At 46.9% G+C, this 18394-nt stretch carries 17 protein-coding genes; 7 read left to right on the top strand and 10 right to left on the bottom strand.

The annotated features are described in order from the left end of the window. The first annotated feature begins 103 nt into the window (after positions 1-103). Entirely contained in the window at positions 104-2710 is a 2607-nt protein-coding gene (locus tag RA178_RS06515; protein WP_306684981.1) for a glycosyl hydrolase family 18 protein, read from the top strand. A gap of 132 nt (positions 2711-2842) precedes the next feature. Here RA178_RS06515 and bamJ read toward each other — a convergent pair whose 3' ends face one another. Further along, on the bottom strand, positions 2843-3313 hold the full coding sequence (gene bamJ, locus RA178_RS06520; protein ID WP_028761331.1) for a BamJ family beta-barrel-assembly machinery protein: 471 nt from the start codon (positions 3311-3313) through the stop codon (positions 2843-2845). A 250-nt stretch (positions 3314-3563) separates the two neighbouring features. Here bamJ and RA178_RS06525 point away from each other — a divergent pair, with 250 nt between their 5' ends. Next, a complete protein-coding gene (locus RA178_RS06525; RefSeq protein ID WP_306684982.1) occupies positions 3564-4919 on the top strand; it encodes a short-chain fatty acid transporter in 1356 nt (451 codons plus the stop codon). Positions 4920-5000: 81 nt separating this feature from the next. Here RA178_RS06525 and RA178_RS06530 read toward each other — a convergent pair whose 3' ends face one another. Continuing rightward, the gene (locus RA178_RS06530; RefSeq protein WP_306684983.1) at positions 5001-5480 is read right to left on the bottom strand and encodes an HPP family protein; all 480 of its coding nucleotides are present in this window, start codon (positions 5478-5480) and stop codon (positions 5001-5003) included. A 277-nt stretch (positions 5481-5757) separates the two neighbouring features. On the opposite strand from RA178_RS06530, the gene RA178_RS06535 reads away from it, so the two are divergent. Beyond that, on the top strand, positions 5758-6372 hold the full coding sequence (locus tag RA178_RS06535) for a TetR/AcrR family transcriptional regulator (protein ID WP_306684984.1): 615 nt from the start codon (positions 5758-5760) through the stop codon (positions 6370-6372). 79 nt (positions 6373-6451) lie between these two features. On the opposite strand, the gene RA178_RS06540 is transcribed toward RA178_RS06535, so the two are convergent. The 4 genes from RA178_RS06540 to RA178_RS06555 form a co-directional block, all read right to left on the bottom strand. Then, positions 6452-6928, bottom strand: coding sequence for a DUF1294 domain-containing protein (locus RA178_RS06540; protein ID WP_306684985.1), 477 nt, complete (start codon positions 6926-6928; stop codon positions 6452-6454). Positions 6929-6957: 29 nt separating this feature from the next. After that, complete coding sequence (locus RA178_RS06545) at positions 6958-8163, bottom strand: DUF418 domain-containing protein (RefSeq protein ID WP_306684986.1); 1206 nt, start codon at positions 8161-8163, stop codon at positions 6958-6960. Between the two features lie 199 nt (positions 8164-8362). Further along, the gene (locus tag RA178_RS06550; protein ID WP_028761325.1) at positions 8363-8800 is read right to left on the bottom strand and encodes a nucleoside deaminase; all 438 of its coding nucleotides are present in this window, start codon (positions 8798-8800) and stop codon (positions 8363-8365) included. Between the two features lie 65 nt (positions 8801-8865). Next, positions 8866-9783 carry a LysR family transcriptional regulator gene (locus RA178_RS06555; RefSeq protein WP_306684987.1) on the bottom strand — a complete coding sequence of 306 codons (918 nt, stop codon included), beginning with the start codon at positions 9781-9783 and terminating at the stop codon, positions 8866-8868. A gap of 136 nt (positions 9784-9919) precedes the next feature. Here RA178_RS06555 and xapA point away from each other — a divergent pair, with 136 nt between their 5' ends. Beyond that, positions 9920-10747, top strand: a complete 828-nt coding sequence (xapA, locus tag RA178_RS06560; RefSeq protein WP_306684988.1) for a xanthosine phosphorylase — start codon at positions 9920-9922, stop codon at positions 10745-10747. Between the two features lie 259 nt (positions 10748-11006). Further along, positions 11007-12329 carry an IS4-like element ISSba6 family transposase gene (locus RA178_RS06565; protein WP_306682614.1) on the top strand — a complete coding sequence of 441 codons (1323 nt, stop codon included), beginning with the start codon at positions 11007-11009 and terminating at the stop codon, positions 12327-12329. A gap of 69 nt (positions 12330-12398) precedes the next feature. Here the strand turns inward: RA178_RS06565 and RA178_RS06570 are convergent, their stop codons facing one another. Next, a complete protein-coding gene (locus tag RA178_RS06570) occupies positions 12399-12899 on the bottom strand; it encodes a hotdog fold domain-containing protein (protein WP_198573750.1) in 501 nt (166 codons plus the stop codon). A gap of 224 nt (positions 12900-13123) precedes the next feature. Here RA178_RS06570 and RA178_RS06575 point away from each other — a divergent pair, with 224 nt between their 5' ends. After that, complete coding sequence (locus tag RA178_RS06575; RefSeq protein ID WP_306684989.1) at positions 13124-14038, top strand: polyprenyl-phosphate transporter; 915 nt, start codon at positions 13124-13126, stop codon at positions 14036-14038. Between the two features lie 226 nt (positions 14039-14264). After that, on the top strand, positions 14265-15839 hold the full coding sequence (locus RA178_RS06580) for an RCC1 domain-containing protein (protein ID WP_306684990.1): 1575 nt from the start codon (positions 14265-14267) through the stop codon (positions 15837-15839). A 92-nt stretch (positions 15840-15931) separates the two neighbouring features. Here RA178_RS06580 and RA178_RS06585 read toward each other — a convergent pair whose 3' ends face one another. Genes RA178_RS06585 through RA178_RS06595 form a run of 3 tightly spaced genes read right to left on the bottom strand, consistent with a single transcriptional unit; the run spans position 15932 to position 18324 of the window. Continuing rightward, positions 15932-16591, bottom strand: a complete 660-nt coding sequence (locus tag RA178_RS06585; RefSeq protein WP_113939392.1) for a helix-turn-helix transcriptional regulator — start codon at positions 16589-16591, stop codon at positions 15932-15934. 50 nt (positions 16592-16641) lie between these two features. Continuing rightward, a complete protein-coding gene (locus RA178_RS06590) occupies positions 16642-17916 on the bottom strand; it encodes an L-cysteine desulfidase family protein (protein ID WP_286992768.1) in 1275 nt (424 codons plus the stop codon). Between the two features lie 24 nt (positions 17917-17940). Continuing rightward, complete coding sequence (locus RA178_RS06595; protein ID WP_028761317.1) at positions 17941-18324, bottom strand: RidA family protein; 384 nt, start codon at positions 18322-18324, stop codon at positions 17941-17943. Between the last annotated feature and the right edge of the window lie 70 nt (positions 18325-18394).

The raw sequence follows: 18394 nt of genomic DNA on the forward strand, positions 1-18394 counted from the left end.
CGTGCAGTTGTCAGTCGTTTTGCATGGTTTTAAGAGAGTGCTGTTTCCTGTCTACGCTTTGTTTGCCTTATTGATTCATATAAAAATTCAATAGGGATATCTCATGTTCAAGACTCAAATTTCAACATCAGCCTTGCTAGTGGCATCAGCGCTGGCATCTACCATCAGTGCCAGCGTTTTTGCAGCTGCACCCGGTAAACCGACTTTAGGTTGGGGCGAAACTAAGTTCGCTATTATTGAAGTGAATCAAGCGGCTACCGCTTACAATCAATTAGTTACTGTGAAAGATGCCGCCGATGTCTCCGTCAGTTGGAACCTTTGGAGTGGCGATGTGGGCAATAGAGCCCAAGTGTTGCTCAACGGCAATGTGGTTTGGGAAGGCCCATCTGGCGCGTCGGGAACCGCTAACTTTAAGGTGAACAAGGGCGGCCGTTATCAGATGCAAGTACAACTGTGTAACAGCGATGGCTGTACGGCGAGTGATGCTAAACAAATCCTCGTGGCTGATACCGACGGCAGCCATTTAGTGCCACTCAATGCTCCCCTAAAAGAAAACAACCGTCCCTATGCGAATAAATCAGGCAAAGTGGTGGGAGGTTACTTTGTCGAATGGGGCGTATACGGTCGTAAATTCCCGGTCGATAAGATACCTGCGCAAAACTTAACCCATATTTTATATGGCTTTACCCCAATTTGTGGTGGTGATGGAATCAATGATAGCTTGAAAGAAATCGAAGGCAGTTTCGAAGCGTTGCAACGTGCCTGTAGTGGTCGTGGTGATTTTAAAGTTGCGATTCACGATCCTTGGGCGGCGATTCAAATACCGCAGGCGGGAGTGAGTGAGCATTCAGATCCTTACAAAGGTAACTTTGGTCAATTGATGGCACTTAAGCAAGCACATCCAGATTTGAAGATTTTACCTTCGGTCGGTGGTTGGACCCTCTCGGATCCCTTCTTTTTCTTCGGTGATAAAACCAAGCGCGATATCTTTGTCGCTTCGGTGAAAGAGTTTCTACAGACATGGAAATTCTTCGATGGCGTGGATATCGACTGGGAATTTCCAGGGGGGAATGGCGCTAACCCAAATTTAGGTAATGCCAATGACGGTGAAACCTATGTGACTCTGATGCGTGAACTGCGGACGATGCTTGATGAACTAAGCGCCGAAACGGGTCGTACCTATGAGCTGACCTCTGCTATTAGCGCAGGTGACGATAAAATTCAAAAAGTCGATTATCAGGCTGCTCAGCAGTACATGGATTACATCTTCTTGATGAGTTACGACTTTAATGGTGGTTGGACTAATACTGAACTCGGCCATCAAACCAATCTGTATGAAGCGAGTTGGGATCCTAATACTCGTTACACCACCGCTAATGGCGTTAATGCGCTGTTAGGCCAAGGTGTGACCCCAGGGAAAATTGTGGTCGGTGCCGCTATGTATGGCCGCGGCTGGACAGGTGTGAATGGCTACAGTGGTAATAATCCTTTCACGGGGACGGCAACGGGCAAAGTAAAAGGTACTTGGGAAGCTGGTGTGGTGGATTATCGTCAGATAGCGAACGATTACATGGGAAGTGGTTGGACTTACAGCTATGACGAAACGGCCGAGGCGCCATCTTTGTTCAAGGCATCTACGGGCGATTTAATCACTTTCGATGATGCGCGTTCCGTTAAAGCCAAGGGCCAATATGTGCTTGCCAATCAGCTAGGTGGTTTATTTGCATGGGAAATTGATGCCGATAACGGCGATATTCTAAATGCGATGCACGAAGGTTTAGGTCATGGCGAAGGAACTACGCCACCGGTGAATAAAGCGCCGATTGCCAATGCGGGTGCGGATGTGAATGTCACAGGTCCCGCCGATGTGGTGCTCAATGGTAGCGGATCGCGCGATCCTGAAAATGAGGCGCTGACGTATCTTTGGACTCAAGTGTCTGGCCCAACGATTGCCATCGCAAACGCCGATATGGCGAATGCGGCGATTCAATTGGCTGCAACGCAAACTGATGTTGCCTATAGTTTTAGCCTCAAAGTGATTGATCCTGAAGGGCTATCTGCCACAGATTCAGTGACAGTGACCAATAAGGCGGATACTCCGAACCAAGCTCCCGTGGTGAGTGTAGCTGCCACTGCCACAGTGGAAGCGGGTAAAACTGTTAGCATAGTGGCGAGTGCCTCTGATGCCGACGGTGATGCCTTAACTTACGCTTGGACTGTGCCCGCTGGCGTGTCGGTAACCGGACAAAATAGTGCCACCTTAGTGGTCACTGGGCCTAATGTCACCGAAGCGACCAGCTATGGTTTGAGCGTGCTGGTTTCCGATGGTGCCTTGGATGCGAGCGCATCGACGAATCTCACCGTGACGCCAAAAGTAATCGGTGGTGGTTGTGATGCAACCGATCCTAATGCCGGTAACTATCCTGCTTGGCAAACCAGTGTGGTGTACAACACGGGCGATACTGTGAGCCACAGTCAGTTGGTATGGAAAGCGAAGTACTGGACGCAGGGCAATACGCCATCTCGCACTGCTGATCAATGGCAGTTACTCAGCCAAGTTGATCTCGGTTGGGATGCTAGTGTGGTGTATAACGGCGGTCAAACTACTCGCTATAACGGTCGTGTATGGAAGGCGAGCTACTGGACTAAAGGTGATGTACCGGGTGTTGCAGCAGTATGGGTTGATATTGGCGCGGCAACCTGCCAGTAATTATCCCAAATTTTGATGTTATTGGTTAAAAAATAAAGCCCTGCGAAGTTTCAGGGCTTTTTTCTTTATTAAGCGTTAGGTTTTTTTATGAATACAGCCGAATGCGTTAAGACAGACTCATTGAAGACTGATTTAATCAATCTTAAGCAGTTCCACATCAAATATTAACACAGAACCACCACCAATCTTGCCCGTGCTACGGTTACCGTAGGCGAGTTCACTGGGAATAAAAAACCGCATTTTATCGCCAACAACCATAAGCTGTACGCCCTCGGTCCAACCTTTAATCACCCGATTAAGCGGAAATGCGATGGGTTCGCCGCGATCAACCGAACTGTCAAACACAGTACCGTCAATCAAAGTGCCATGGTAATGGACTGTCACTGTATCGCTGGCTTTAGGATGAACTGTGCCATCGCCCTGAGTTAATACTTGATATTGCAAACCTGAAGCTGTGGTGATCACACCTTCTTTGGTTTTGTTTTGTGTTAAAAACTCATTGCCTAAACGGATATTTTCTTGGGCGGCTTTTTGGCCGTTCATCGAGGTAAAGAAGTAAAAAATCACCCCAGCAATCACCACAACGGCAAGTAACATTTTCATATAAAGAGCACCTTAGTTAATTTTTGCCATATTATCAGTTTTTTAGCATCAGATGCTATCGGCACTCGCGTGTGCGTTGAGCTGGATATCTGGTGCTACCAGTTCAAACCGTTAAAAACTCCCTCAAGACTTTATCCTGCTTTAGAGATCGCTTAATCTGTGGGCTTAAGACTCAATAAAAATTCAATAAAAACAAATAAGAACTAGGGCGTGTTGACGTTTTAGTTCAGATAATAAACAAGGAAAGTCTATGTTAAACAAAGCGGCAAAACCTTTGGTCAAACTCGTCGACCGATATCTACCCGATCCCTATATTTTCGTGCTTTTACTTACCTTAGTCGTATTAATTGCTGCTGTGGTCGCCGAACATAAAACCCCGCTGGAAGTCATCAATTATTGGGGTGATGGCTTTTGGACGCTGTTAAGTTTTTCGATGCAGATGCTGTTAGTGCTGGTGGCAGGATTTATGTTGGCAAGCTCCCCGCCGATTAAAAAGCTGCTCGATGCCATTGCTGGATTGGCTAAGTCGGCACCACAAGCCATTATTTTAGTGACTTTGGTGTCACTGGCCGCCAGTTGGATTAACTGGGGTTTTGGGCTAGTGGTGGGCGCGTTATTTGCCAAAGCCTTAGCTCGCAAAGTGAAAGTGGATTATCGGCTGCTGGTCGCCAGCGCCTATTCCGGCTTTGTGGTTTGGCATGGTGGGCTTGCGGGTTCGATCCCATTAACCATAGCGACGGTGGGGCATTTCTCTGAATCGCAAATCGGTATCATCCCCACCAGTGACACCATTTTCGCGAGTTATAATTTATTGTTAGTGGCAATTCTGTTTGTGGTCATGCCCTTAGTGAATCGCTTTATGTTGCCTGAAGATAAGGACAGTGTTTATGTTGACCCAAGCGCCCTTGATGACAAAGACGCCGAACTTGATTCTTCGGCGTTAGAGCTTAACCCTGCAAATATGAGCGAGCGTCAGCCTGAAAGCCGTCCTGCGGATAAGTTAGAAAATAGTCGTTTACTCGGCTGGAGCGTCGGTGGCGCTGGGCTTGTATATTTAGGTTATTACTTTTGGGTGAAGGGCGGCAGCTTAAACCTCAATTTAGTGAACTTCTTATTTTTATTCCTCGCCATACTGTTACATCAAACACCACGCAGTTTATTAACCAGCTTGAATGAGGCCATTAAGGGCGGCGCAGGGATTGTTATCCAATTTCCCTTTTATGCGGGCATTATGGCTGTGATGGTGCAATCGGGTTTAGCCCAAAGTATTTCGGAAGGTTTTGTGGCCATCGCTAGCGCCGAGAGCCTGCCATTTTGGAGCTTTATCAGTGCAGGAATTGTGAATATTTTTGTGCCATCGGGAGGTGGCCAATGGGCGGTACAGGCACCGATTATGTTACCCGCCGCACAGGCTTTAGGTGCAGATGTCGCTCGGGTCGCAATGGCCGTTGCTTGGGGAGATGCGTGGACTAATTTGATTCAACCTTTCTGGGCACTGCCCGTGCTGGCGATTGCAGGCTTAAAAGCGCGGGATATTATGGGCTTTTGTTTAATGCAATTGATGATCACAGGCGTGATTATCAGTATCGCGTTGAGTTGGTTCTAAAGGCAAAGTGACAGCCAATTTTGTATTTTAGAGAAAGTGTAGGGCAATTTAAAATTGCCCTTTTTTATTGGCGATGAATGATTAAAACCACTTTTGTGGGTATTGCCGGCGGCAAACTAAGTTGTGATACAGCCAACCAAAAGCCAGAATGAGCGCAACACCACTGGCGACGGGCATATACAGAAAATCCCAGTGCTGCGCCGTGAGCATAACGACCAGAGGATTCGCTCCCGCGGGTGGATGCACAGTATGGGTTAGCATCATAACCGCTATGCCTAATCCGACCGCAAGCCCTAAGGCTAGCGGGGAGACTCCTAAAGTATTTAGAATGATCAGTCCAACCAAACTCGTGAGTAAGTGGCCGCAGAGAATGTTTCTCGGTTGAGCGAGTGGACTTTCTGGCAAGGCAAACAACAACACCATAGTGGCACCAAAGGGGGCCATCAACCAAATGGTTTGCGGTGTTAGCTGTTCAAGCGCCGCTAAACTACTGATACACAACATGGCTCCACACCCAGCGAGCAAGGCCATCTTTAGATTCTGTGGATTGATTCTTTGCATCTTTTCTCCCATTAATGGCTTGTGTTAAGCCCTTATTTTGATCATGAATTGTGGACGTGAATGCTCAGGCAAACCATCGCCGCTAACATGCTGTGGTGTTCCGTGTTCACTCTTGATTTCACTATTAACTTAATTCAGCTATCGAAGTAGACAGATTTGTCTACCGATGTGAATGTTCTCACGAGTAGACTGACTTGTCTACTCATGAGAAGATAGGACTCATATTTGTTAGCTAAGATTTGCTAACGAATGTTTACCAAAGAAGAGGAATGAGTTGATGCAGGGCACTGAGATTCAGGCAGGTACGCCATCGGATAAACGGCAGCAATTGGTCACTACCGCATTTAAACTGTTTTATTTTCAAAGTGTGCATGGGGTGGGGATTAACCAGATTTTGCAGGAATCGGCGATCGCCAAAAAGACCCTGTACCACCACTTTGCCAGTAAAGATGAGTTAGTTGAAGCCGTGGTTCGCTATCGTGATGAGGTATTTTATCAATGGCTTAGCGAGCGAGTGAACGCATTGCCAGCGGGACGGGAGGGCATTGGTGGGTTATTTATCGCGCTCGATGATTGGTTTAATCAAAGAGTGCCGCAACTGTGTGAGTTTCGCGGCTGTTTTTTTATCAATGTCAGCGCCGAATTTACTGAGCCGAGTCATCCAGTGCACCAACTCTGCGCCCTGCATAAACTGCGAGTGGCGAGTTTAATTGAACAGCAAGTATCGGCATTGGGCTTGCCAGAAGCCAAGACCCAATTTCTCGTTGCGGCAATAGGTTTACTCAAAGAGGGTGCGATAGTGTCGGCGCAATTAAAAGGTGACACTCAGTCTGCACTGCTGGCGTTGTCTGTGGTTGATCAACTGATCGATACCGCGACTCATGCTGCTTAGACTGCCACTCTCAGATAGCGATTCTTAGATAAGGCGCCTCATATAAAAGCCTTTGTATAAAAGCCCTTAAATAAGAGCATTAGATAAACATATCTACGGCGCCGGTTTTTATGCCATAACCCAGCACGGCTAAGTTAGCGACAACGGTGAGCCAAAAGACGTTTCTAAATGAGGCTTTAACGGACTTGTGTCTTAACAGGTTTTGGGCAAATAGAGCGCCGGGCCAACCGCCCATGAGGGCGAGCAGATGTAATGTGCTTTCTTTAGTGCGCCATTTATTACGTTTAGCGGCGGATTTATCGATGGCATAGGCGATAAAGGTGAGCAGGCTTAGTGTGAGGTACATGCCCGCAATCCCGACTGGCAGCATATGTTGCTGCGCTGCGCCGATTAAGCCAGCAAGAAAAATCACCACCAATAACAGCGGCATAAGGCTTGAGCCTGAAGCGGCTGTATTGGATTTTTGAGCGCGACCGCTTTGTGCTCGATTCTTTTGCGGGTGATTGGTTTGAGGTGAAGCGCTGTTGCCCGTTTTGGTAGGTTTTTTGTTTGTCATTATCTGGTATCAATCTCGTGTCAGTGTTTTTAAGCTTGCTTGTGTTCTTGTGATGCCGTGTATTTTTTAAATGTGAGGTGGCGCCACAGTTTCTCCAGCGGCCCTTGCTTGAAATAGCGTAAGTACACGCTGGCTAACAGTAATTGCACTACTGAATAAACCAGCGCCATGGCCATGTATCCCCATCTATCTAAGCTCAATAGCAATTCGGGAGCTAAGTGTCTAAACACTAACACGCCAACGATGGATTGCAGAATATAGAGACTAAATGCGAGTTTGCCAACATTTTGCAGCGGAGTCAGTATATTAGGATTATTCTGGCAAACCTTAACTATAATATGGATGTAAATCAGCGCCATAGGAATAGCACTTAGCATGATTAATACATCTGAAAACGCAACGAGAATAGTATTTTTCGTTAAACCTAAGATGGTATCAAGCAGTGATAGCGTTACGCTTGCTAGCACTAACTTTACCAGTACCGATTTGCTAAACCCCCGCTCAAAAGTCCCCTGTTGATACAAGGCCATGCCGAGCAACATCAAGCCAGCCGTAAACCACATTATGGTAAAAGGGATCACCAGTGCCATATAGCCAACTTGCATCAATTGCAGTAACAGTTGGTCGGCATAGCCAGAGGTCCATGCACTGTATTGCTCTGCAAATAGACTCGATTCTCGAGTGAAAGGTTCATCGCTGCCCGTAAGGCTAACCAGCGTAATGATAACTAAGGCGCTTAAAATAAAAATATTCGCTTTGCGCTTAAGGGCTTCAATACTTAAATCTTTGTAACACAAAGCTAAAAATCCGCTGATGCCATAGGTGAACAAAATATCACCTGACCAAATAAAAATGCCGTGGAGTAGGCCAAATACAATTAACCATTTTAAACGTGTTCGCAGTAGGGGATAAGCTTCTAGGCCTTTGGCGCTAAATCGCTGATATTGAATAAAAAGCCCGACACCAAACAGGATGGAAAATAGACTGATAAAGCGTGCCTCGATGAAAAAGTTACTGAACACTTTGATAATGTGATCCGACAGCGGCTGTGTTTCATGGGGCGCATAGCCAAAAAAAGTAATGCCCATAAAATAGATATTCATAAAAAATATCCCCAACACAGCTAAGCCGCGAATAGCATCGAGGTTGGCATTACGCTGTGCGGGTATAGTCATTACAACAGGCTGCGTGGAGTCTGATCTTGACCAAGGGTCTTTAGGTAAGTTGGCTGACACGTTAGCTGAGTTCCTTTCGCTAGTAGACATGTTCCACTTTTCACTGGAATTTGGGAGGGCTAGCCTAGCAGGCGCTAGCCCCCAATGAAATACAGTCAACACAAAAAGTAAAATACAGGAAAGGTAGAAAGTGAACTAGCGCCAACGTAAAAAGTGAAATACAAAAAAGCAAAAACGGATTGAGAAGACTGTCGAACCATTACTCGCCGATATCTTCGTTCCAAAGTGTTGGATTACTAGCGATAAAGTCCTGCATCAATTGTTTGCACTCGGCATTATCGACCACAGTGACATCCACACCGCGGGATTTTACATAGGCTTCAGGCCCTTGGAAGGTAGCGTTTTCACCCACGATGACTTTTGGTATGCCATAAAGTAATACTGCGCCGCTGCACATATCGCAGGGCGATAGGGTGGAATACAAGGTCGCCCTTTGGTACTCGGCGGCGCTAAATCGGCCGGCATTTTCGAGACAATCCATTTCTGCATGCAGTACTGAACTGCCTTTTTGTACCCGTTTATTGTGGCCGCGCCCGACGATTTTGCCATCGATCACTAATACCGAACCAATGGGGATGCCGCCCTCGGCGAGTCCTTGTTTGGCTTCTTCAATGGCTGCCGCTAAAAATTCATCCATCTTGATATCCTTAAAATATGAACCCTGAGTATTGCACTCAGCATAGCACTCGTTTGGGAGACAATCTAAATGGTTTTAATTTGTTGCTTCAATAAGTTCCTCAGGCTGTCGATAATTGGCAGCGAAGCCATTTCTGGCCGATAAATCAGGCAGATATCGGCGGGGATGGTTTGTTTTAATGTAATAAACTTTACCCTAGGCCAAGGCTGTGATGCATAACTTTGTGGCACTATGGATACCCTGTTATCGCCAGCGATGATGGCCATCAAGCTATTGGGCTCGACCATTTCCTGTACTAATTGCGGCATAAATCCTGCGGCCTGACAGCTGGCGATAATCAAATCGCTAGAGGCGGAATTGGCACGGCTGAGTAAGGTAAAAGGCTCATCTTTGAGTTCACTCAAGTCGATGCTTTTACGTCTGGCTAAGGGATGCTTACTTGCCAGTGCTAACACCATAGGTTCGCTGGTGATGGTTTCGGCGAGAAGGTGCGGCAAATTTAAGGTGTCGGCGTAGCGCACTAGGCCAAAATCGATTTCTTGATGTGCTAAGGCGACTTTTTGAGTTTCAGGTGATAACTCTTGAAATATCAGCTCATTATCAGGGCATTGCTTACGAAAGCTTTTCAGTATGTCACCAAATCCCATCCAAAACAGCGAGCTCATGATGCCAATCCGAATATGGTTTCTATCGAGTCGCCCAAGCTGAGCCACTTGTTCCAATGAGGTATTCACCAGCTCGAATATTTGTTCGCACTTCTCTCTTAACAATTGGCCATAGGGCGTGAGTTCGACCTGACGAGTGCTGCGGGTGAACAGCTCAACGCCAAGGAGCGATTCTAACTCTTTGATTTGTGCGCTCAGCGGAGATTTCGATAAATGCAGTTGCTCGGCGGCAGCGGTAAAGTTTTTCACTTCAGCCACTCGATGGAAATACCGCAACATCTTCAAGGTGACGAGTTCAGGTGCGTTTATCTTGCTCATCTTAGGTTCACCATTGTCTAGTTATTGTCATTTTTATCAGCACAATAGTGCGATTAATCGCGATTATTTGCAACCCTAAGCCCGCTTATACTGAGGGTCGCTTACTCTTTCATTCCCTTGCTATGAGGTACCTTGTATGAGCCATGATCCCGTTATTAATGCCCTTGCGACGATTCGAGCCCGTAAACCGAATTTCTCACCCCGTGCTGCTATGATTTTGGGCTCAGGGCTTGGCGCGTTTGCCGATAATTTAGATAATAAAGTGGTGATCCCCTATGAAGAGTTAGACGGTTTTCCTGTGAGTACCGTCGTCGGCCACTCGGGAGAGCTCGTGCTCGGCAGCTTACATGGCATCGATATCGTGTGCATGAAAGGCCGCGGGCATTTTTACGAGCATCAAAGCATGAAGGTGATGACGACGCCTGTGCGTACTTTCAAACGTTTAGGGTGTGAATTGTTACTCGTGACTAACGCTGCGGGGTCATTACGGCCAGAGCGGATCGGCGTGGGATCATTAGTGATTTTCAGCGATCACATCAATACTATGCCGGGTACGCCCATGACGGGCGCAAATGATGATAACTACGGCCCACGCTTTTTTAGCCTAGCCAATGCTTATGATAAAGATCTGAGAGTAGAAGCCTTAAGTGTCGCAAAAGCCGCAGGCATTGAAGTGAATCAAGGGGTCTTTGTGTCTTACTCTGGCCCGTGTTTTGAAACCGCGGCTGAAATCCGCATGATGCAAATTATCGGTGGCGATGTAGTGGGAATGTCCGTGGTGCCAGAGGTGATTTCGGCGGCGCATTGTGGTTTGCCCGTGTTGGCTGTGTGCGCTATTACCAATATGGCAGAAGGATTGGGGGACGTGCAGTTATCCCATGAACAAACCTTAAAATGTGCCAAGCTTGCTGAAGCCGACTTTATCCGTTTAATTGAGCGTTTTACCGCAAGTCATTTTGCTTAATATTTTGCATCACTGTGCATCACTGTGCAGCTCTATTGCGATAGGCTGCGATTTTAAAAGCTCGTATCTGACAGTTCGTACTTAAACGTGAGTGAGCAAGGCGCCGCACAATTCAGTTAACTGAATGTTTTTGCGAAATACGGCGGGAGGTTAAAAAGTAAAGGGAGCAAAGCTCTAATGCCGATCAGTTAAGACAGATCGCTTGACGATCTCGCTGAAAAGATCAAAATCCGATGACCTCATGTCATCGGATTTTTTTATGCAACTCTCAGAAGCACTCGCCCGTACTCATATTACCCGCCTAACCGAATTCACCTGCTTAGCAGATGTGTTAGAACCTGAGTTAATTCAATCTTGCCTAGACTCTCAGGGCGTTGCGACGTTAAGACGGCGTAAATTGCCGATGGACGCGATGATTTGGGCCGTTATCGGAATGGCTTTGTTCCGAGGGGAATCTGTTCGGTCACTCATCAACAAACTCGACATTGTTTTGCCGCAAGAGATTGATTATGTTGCACGCAGCGCCGTGACTCAGGCGCGTAAACGATTGGGCAGTGAGGTTATTAGAGAAGTATTTAGTCGCAGCGCCAATACCTGGCACGCGAGAGCTGAACATCCTCATTGGTGCGGCCTTAACTTGTATGGTGTTGACGGTGTAGTGTGGCGGACACCCGATAGTGTCCAAAATCAAGCCGCCTTTGCGCGTACCGCAAACGCTTCAGGCGAAGCTGCTTATCCGCAAATTCGCATGGTTTGCTTGATGGAATTAAGCAGCCATTTGTTGGTCAACAGCGCCTTTGATTCGGTTGCCGAAAATGAAATGAACTTAGCATCCCAGCTCATTCCTAGCATTCCCAATTACAGCCTAACCCTATTTGACCGAGGATTTTACTCGCTCGGCCTGTTACACGCTTGGCAGCAAGCGCAACCTGATAGCCACTGGTTGTTGCCATTGAAGAAAGGCACTCAATATGAGGTGGTGCGAACGCTAGGAAAGCATGATCAGTGGGTGAAACTCACCACTACACCTCAGGCCAGAAAGAAATGGCCGCAGCTGCCTGAAACTCTTGAAGCGCGTTTATTGACTAAGACAGTGAAAGGTAAGCCAGTCGCCATTTTGACCTCGTTGACAGACCCGATGCGTTACCCCAGCGAAGACATCGTCGACTTATATGCCCATCGATGGGAAATAGAACTGGGCTACAGAGAGATGAAGCAACATCTACTGGAGAGCCGTTTTACGCTCCGCAGTCAACTACCGGAGCTGGTGACTCAAGAGTTATGGGGCGTGCTACTGGCCTATAATCTCATTAGATATAAGATGTTGCTGATGGCTAAAAGCTTGCCATCGGTCCACCCCAATCAACTGAGTTTTCGAGATGCGGCGAGTTATATCATCTTCAAGTTGACACAACTGTCATCACAAACACCGGGGAATATCCCGAGAGACGTATTGGATATAGAACGAAATGCACGGCAATTTAAGCTGGATGGTAAACGGGAAAGGGCATATCCACGAGTTCTTAAAATGAGCAAAAACAAGTTCCCGGTTAGACCAAAGAAAAATGCCGTTCACTCTTAAGTGAACGGCATTAGAGCAAAGCTCCCTTTTTAAATGCTGACATTAAGTGTAAGTCTTGATTCAAAGCGTTTATTTTTGCGGTTTTTCTGAAATCCACAATTTGATATGTCCTTTCACCACAACCACTCCTTGGGTGTCGTAGGCGGTGACGGGGACCAGCATATCGCCGGGAGTCCATTGCTCTGGTGTCACTTCGGCGACACATAAAATATCGCTGCCTGCTTTAGCCGTATAATCCAAACTCATGCCCTTAGGGATCCAACGTAAATGTTTTGGAATAGAGGCTTCGGCCATCACGCCCATGGCCATTTCTAGACCATTACAAATCGCAATCACATGCACTGTTTTTATATGATTATGAACGGCATGGCGTTTTTTAATTAAACAGGCGCAATGATTAAGGCGTAATTCAGTGATCAGTGGTTTGATGGTGCCGAAATAGGGCGCCATGCGTGAAACCATGATTGAAAACAGTTTTTGGCCGAAGGGATAACGGCGAGTTTTGTGGTAGAGCGCGAGCACTTTATTAGGTTTTTGTTCTGCAGTGCTAGAAGAGTCTGTCTGGCTCATGGTTATCCTTAATAATGGTGCAAAGGGGTGTTGTTATTTTGAGCCTGTTCCAAGTTGAGCTTGGGTTGCTCTGGTCGGATGAGTTTAACATTAGGATAACAACAAATACCAGTCGGCTTAATTAAGTAAACTTCATTTCGCGGTTTTAAGTGTAACACCGTATAATTGCGGCCAATTTGTCGTGTAGCGGCAATGGCATGTTGATTTAACTACAAGGACTCACAGTGAAATATTTGCTGACGTATTTTAAGGGAATGGCCATGGGCGCTGCTGATGTTGTGCCTGGCGTTTCGGGCGGCACCATAGCGTTTATTACGGGTATTCTCGATACTTTGCTCGATAGTGTAAAACGCATTAATCCTTCCCTTTGGGGCGTAATCAAGTCGCAGGGCATAAAAGGGGCATTTGCCCATATTAATGGTGGCTTTTTAGTGAGTCTGCTGGCGGGGATCCTGACCAGTATTTTTACCTTTGCTAAGCTGATTTCTTGGTTGTTGGCGGTACATCCCATCCCGATCTGGTCGTTCTTTTTTGGGCTTATTCTTATCTCTGTCGTGCATATGCTTAAGCAAGTGAGTGGTTTCACTGTGGCACGTTTAGGGTTATTTGCGCTTGGTGTGCTGGCTGCATGGGCGATTACTGTACTGAATCCGGTCGCGGTAGAAGCCAGTTACATGAATATCTTTTTCGGCGGCGCGATTGCGATTTGCGCTATGGTATTGCCGGGAATTTCAGGCAGTTTCATCTTATTATTGTTGGGGTTATATCCTGTGGTCCTCGCAGCCGCTAAAAATATTCAGCTGGATATTTTGGCCTGTTTTGCTGCTGGTGCCGTGATGGGATTACTGACGTTCAGCCATTTATTGTCGGCGCTGCTGCGTAAATACCATGATGCCACTATCGTGTTTCTAACCGGATTAATGTTAGGTACCTTAGGTAAAATTTGGCCATGGAAAGAAATTTTAACTTGGCGGACCAACTCTCACGGCGAACAAGTACCTTTACTGGAGCAAAATATTTCCCCGCTTAATTTTGAGCAAGTAACGGGTCAGCCTTCACAACTGCTGTTCGCCATTGTGTGTATGTTAGCGGCGATTGCACTGGTTTGGGGGGTAGAGAAAGTGGGCAAAAGAGATTAGCCCTTTGTTACCTCAACATCATATCCAATAAAAGCAGCGAGATACGCTGCTTTTATTTTTTGCTCATATGCTCATCTTACTTGAATCAGGCCAGCTTTCGACTTTAGGGCAATGTCATTTTAGCCCTGTTTTGGTTACAATCACAGTTCACATTTAGCGTACTCAGTCGACGTTATGTTCTAGTTTAAACTCAGTGAGAGTTTGCAGTTACGATAAGGATATACTTGTGGATAAAAAACAGGTCTCGTGGGGCGGTGTGGCGCTGGCGATTTTTGCTTTGGGTCATGTGGTTAACTTACTCATAGATAAACAGGATTCTGATATATCGCCCGAATTAAAACAGCAAATTTCTGACACCATCTTGGCTCACAGATCACCATCCACCGCGAATAATGCATTAACGTCCATCCCGAGCAATCTTGAGGTGGCCGACGATTCTACCAAAATCCCTATGCCCGCCCAGTTAGCCCAAGTGAGTCAAATCTACAGTAATCTCAGTGCATTTGCAGCACTCAAGCAAGACGGTACTGTGGTGGCATGGGGCGATGCTGAATGTGGTGGCGATATCAATAATGCCGCAGAGCCTCTGGTCAATGTAAAAGAGTTATACGCGGCGGAGAATACCTGTGGTTTTGCGGCCTTAACCCGTGATGACAAACTTATCCCTTGGGGGATGGGGATGAAGCAAGTGCTGACAGGCGTTCGTTCTTTTGTGTTGGCAGAAGGGCTTTATGCGGCCATCAAACAAGATGGTAGTGTAGTCAGTTGGTCTAATCTGGATTCAACACCAGCCGAACTGCTCTCGGGTCAATATGCTGCGCCTGCGATGACCAATATTGATTTTGTGTTGATTAATAAAGGTGCCTTTGCTGCCTTAAAGCTGGGGGGAGCAGTAGTGACTTGGGGCGATGCCGCTTATGGTGGTGATAGTCGCCACGTGGCCTCTGAGCTTAACCATGTCGATCTGCTCTATGCCAACAATAATGCTTTTACCGCGAGGACTGCGACGGGGAAATTAGTGTCTTGGGGCGGGGTCAGCGATGATCAAAAAGGCCGCGAACAACTGGCAAAACTCAGCCAATTAGCGCCTGCCGTGAAAGTTGTCAACACGGATCATGGGTTTGCGGCGCTGCTGGCGGATGGCAGCGTATATACCTGGGGTGAGGGCGAATTGACTGAGTATCATGTCGCGTTTCCAGCGCGTTTATCTACTACAAAACGCGCCAATAAAGTGATTGATATTTATGCAAATCGTGGCGCGTTTGCCGCCTTAACCATCAGTCGTCAACTGCACGTATGGGGCAGTAAATTCAATGGTGCCGATACATCAGTCCTACAGGATAAGTTGCAAAAAGTGCACAAGGTTTATCCCTTTGAGGAGGGTTTTGTCGCGCTACGCAAGGATAATACGGCCATTGCTTGGGAAGGTTGGGACTTGGTAGACAAGCAGCCACGTTATCAAGAAGTCACTCAGGTGAGCAAAGTGGTGACCTATGAGCGGGAGTTTGCCTTTTTAAAACAGGATGGCACTGTGGTTGATGGCCACTCTGGACCCAAAACTGAAATCACCCAAGCAAAGGATATTTTCCCGACAGGCTTAGGGTTTACGGTTAAACGTCAAGATGGTTCGATTGCGGTGTGGATGGGAGGCGAGGCTGCGTTAACATTAGATAAACAAGCCGTTGATTTGAGCCAAATGCGCGACATTCGTAGTAATTTGCTCGATGCCATTGCTTTAATGGCCGATGGCACAGTGCAGGCATGGAATATGATGGGCTTTAGCGGACGAGCTGCGCAATAACAAGCGCAATCACAAGTGCAAAAATAATAAAACGAAAGGGCTAAGGTTATTTACACCTTAGCCCTTTCTATTTAGGCGAGTTTTTTCTCGCTTTAAGCTTGATTGGCTTTGATTTCCCGCAGATAGCGATAAATCGAATGCACTGAAATCCCCAATCGAGTGGCCGCGACTTGGGCACTGTCCTTGAGTTCGAAAATCCCTAACTCATGCAATTGATTGACGATTTCGCGACTCTTTTGTGAAGGTGAAATCGCGGGATTCGCGCGAACCTCATGGTTCACACTGTCGATAGTGCTATGGAGCGCTTCATCGATATTGCGGGCAAACACCTCGGGCGAGCTGGTCAGTTCGCTGCCAAGGAGTTGCTCTGGCATCATAGTGCGCAGTACTGATTGCAGTGGTGCATCCATGTCGCTGTTAATACACAGTAACCCTATGGGTTGATTTTTACTGTTACGGATCACCGTCGTAATTGATCTTAGCGTCTTACCATTGGCACATTTAGTCAGGTAAGAGTTGGAAATATCCTGACCGGTTTTGAGCTTGAGCAAGGCAAGGTTGGTTATTGGAGCTCCGACTTCACGGCCTGTGACATGGCCATTGGCAATTTTGACCACAGACGGATGTTTCGCATCTAGGCTGTGCAATACCACTTCTGTGTGTTGACCATACATGGCAGCGATGCCATCGACGATATTTTCGATGGATTTCAGAATATCCAGATCACTTTGCGTTAAATCTTGCAGTTTCACAATTTCAACCTTTAGTTATTAACCCGCCAATATTCAGCGGGTTAAAATCATCATGCCGACATAATATCGATAATAGTGACATCTGTGGATGACATGCCATTGAGGATCATTTTGCCAATGTTTTTAATGGTTTTCTCTACATCGGTAGCAATAATACCTTGGCCTGAGACATTGTGACTACTGAGCGCCATCAAAAATGAGCGCACGGCCGCACTGGATGAAGTGCTAACCTTCATGGCGCAGGACGCTTTAGCGCCGTCACATACCATACCAGAGCTGTCGCTGATCACGTTTTGAATCGCGAAACAGGATTGTTCGAACGAGCCACCAGCTAAATATACCATGGCCATAGAAGCGGCTGCGCTGGTGACGGTATTGCCACAAAATGCCGACAGTGGTGGATAATGGGACTTGATATAAATCGCCCCTAGATGACTCATAATCAAGGCGCGGGCGAGTTTTTCTTCTGAAACCTTATAGCATTGTGCCGTCAATACCACAGGGATAGTTGCCGCTATGCCTTGATTACCACTGCCAAGATTACTCATGGCGGGCAAGTTTGCCCCGCCCATGCGAGCATCGGATGCTGCAGCAGTTAACATGACGATTTTGTTCAGTAAGTCTTCACCGATAATGCCTGCGGCTATGCCGCTTTTCATGGTGCGGCCGACTTCCAGCCCATAGGGATTCGCCATGCCTTCATCGGATAATTTGCCGTTTAGCTCAGAGGCTTCGAGGATGAATTTGATCTCTTCGAAGGGGACTTCTTCGGCGAAGCGATAAATGGACTCGATAGTGATATCTACCCCTTCACAAATAGAACCTGTTGCGGTGGCTTTCGCACTATCGACACTAAAGACGGATTCGCCGTTGAGGCGCTTTTCGGCAATAAGCGTATGGCCGCCGCAGATTTTCACTAGGGCTTCGCGGTCGCCTTTTTTCGCGATGACACAACAATAGATAAATTCTGCTGTTTCGGTGCGCTCAACCGTTACTTTGCCCGCATCGATAAGGGCCTGTGCTCTGGCGACTTGTTCTGGTGTGATCACGGCCAATACTTCTAAGCCCGCATCAGGATTACCTGCAATGGCGCCTGCTGCAGCGGCAATTGCCAGACCGATTTTGCCAGTGCCAGGTACAAACACGCCCATAGAGTTTTTATAAAGATTGTCAGACACTTGTACTGCAATTGAATCGGGTTCAACACCCAGCAAGGCGCGGGCGACGGCGGCGGCGTAAGCGGCGGCGATGGGCTCCGTGCAGCCTAATGCGGGCTTAACCACTTGTTTAATGATTTGAATATACTGCTGCCATTGGGGTTTCATGAGCTTACAACCTTATGTTAATGCTTAGATTTTAACGTGTGCTATCGCTTCAACTTCTACTTTAACGCCCAGCGGAAGGTCCTTCACTGCAAAACAGCTACGAGCTGGGCAGTCGGTTTTAAAATAGGTTTTATACACTTCGTTAAAGGCGGCAAAGTCATTGATCTCTGCAAGATAACAAGTGGTTTTAAGAATCGTTTCTAAGCTGCCACCACCCGCTTCGAGTACGTATTTGAGATTCTCTAATGATTGAATCGATTGCTCAGTAATCCCACCGTCAACTACGCTGCCTTTCTTTTTACAAACTGGGAGTTGGCCAGAGGTAAAAATGAGGTTGCCATAGGCTGTGCCATGGGAATAAGGGCCAATGGCCGCGGGTGCACGTTCTGCGTGAATAATGGTTTTCATAGTCTCTCCAACTTGCAAATAAAATTGAATGCCTAGGTCGGCATATGTGCAACATTATTTGTATTTTTAT

It is taken from the genome of Shewanella oncorhynchi, from assembly GCF_030848765.1.
In the GTDB taxonomy this organism is placed as follows: Bacteria; Pseudomonadota; Gammaproteobacteria; order Enterobacterales; family Shewanellaceae; genus Shewanella; species Shewanella oncorhynchi.

What these genes read in the sequence shown, in the direction of transcription:
- RA178_RS06515 (WP_306684981.1), top strand. Translation starts at nt 104, where the DNA reads ATGTTCAAGACTCAAATTTCAACATCAGCCTTGCTAGTGGCATCAGCG.
- bamJ (WP_028761331.1), bottom strand. Translation starts at nt 3,313, where the DNA reads ATGAAAATGTTACTTGCCGTTGTGGTGATTGCTGGGGTGATTTTTTAC.
- RA178_RS06525 (WP_306684982.1), top strand. Translation starts at nt 3,564, where the DNA reads ATGTTAAACAAAGCGGCAAAACCTTTGGTCAAACTCGTCGACCGATAT.
- RA178_RS06530 (WP_306684983.1), bottom strand. Translation starts at nt 5,480, where the DNA reads ATGCAAAGAATCAATCCACAGAATCTAAAGATGGCCTTGCTCGCTGGG.
- RA178_RS06535 (WP_306684984.1), top strand. Translation starts at nt 5,758, where the DNA reads ATGCAGGGCACTGAGATTCAGGCAGGTACGCCATCGGATAAACGGCAG.
- RA178_RS06540 (WP_306684985.1), bottom strand. Translation starts at nt 6,928, where the DNA reads ATGACAAACAAAAAACCTACCAAAACGGGCAACAGCGCTTCACCTCAA.
- RA178_RS06550 (WP_028761325.1), bottom strand. Translation starts at nt 8,800, where the DNA reads ATGGATGAATTTTTAGCGGCAGCCATTGAAGAAGCCAAACAAGGACTC.
- RA178_RS06555 (WP_306684987.1), bottom strand. Translation starts at nt 9,783, where the DNA reads ATGAGCAAGATAAACGCACCTGAACTCGTCACCTTGAAGATGTTGCGG.
- xapA (WP_306684988.1), top strand. Translation starts at nt 9,920, where the DNA reads ATGAGCCATGATCCCGTTATTAATGCCCTTGCGACGATTCGAGCCCGT.
- RA178_RS06565 (WP_306682614.1), top strand. Translation starts at nt 11,007, where the DNA reads ATGCAACTCTCAGAAGCACTCGCCCGTACTCATATTACCCGCCTAACC.
- RA178_RS06570 (WP_198573750.1), bottom strand. Translation starts at nt 12,899, where the DNA reads ATGAGCCAGACAGACTCTTCTAGCACTGCAGAACAAAAACCTAATAAA.
- RA178_RS06590 (WP_286992768.1), bottom strand. Translation starts at nt 17,916, where the DNA reads ATGAAACCCCAATGGCAGCAGTATATTCAAATCATTAAACAAGTGGTT.
- RA178_RS06595 (WP_028761317.1), bottom strand. Translation starts at nt 18,324, where the DNA reads ATGAAAACCATTATTCACGCAGAACGTGCACCCGCGGCCATTGGCCCT.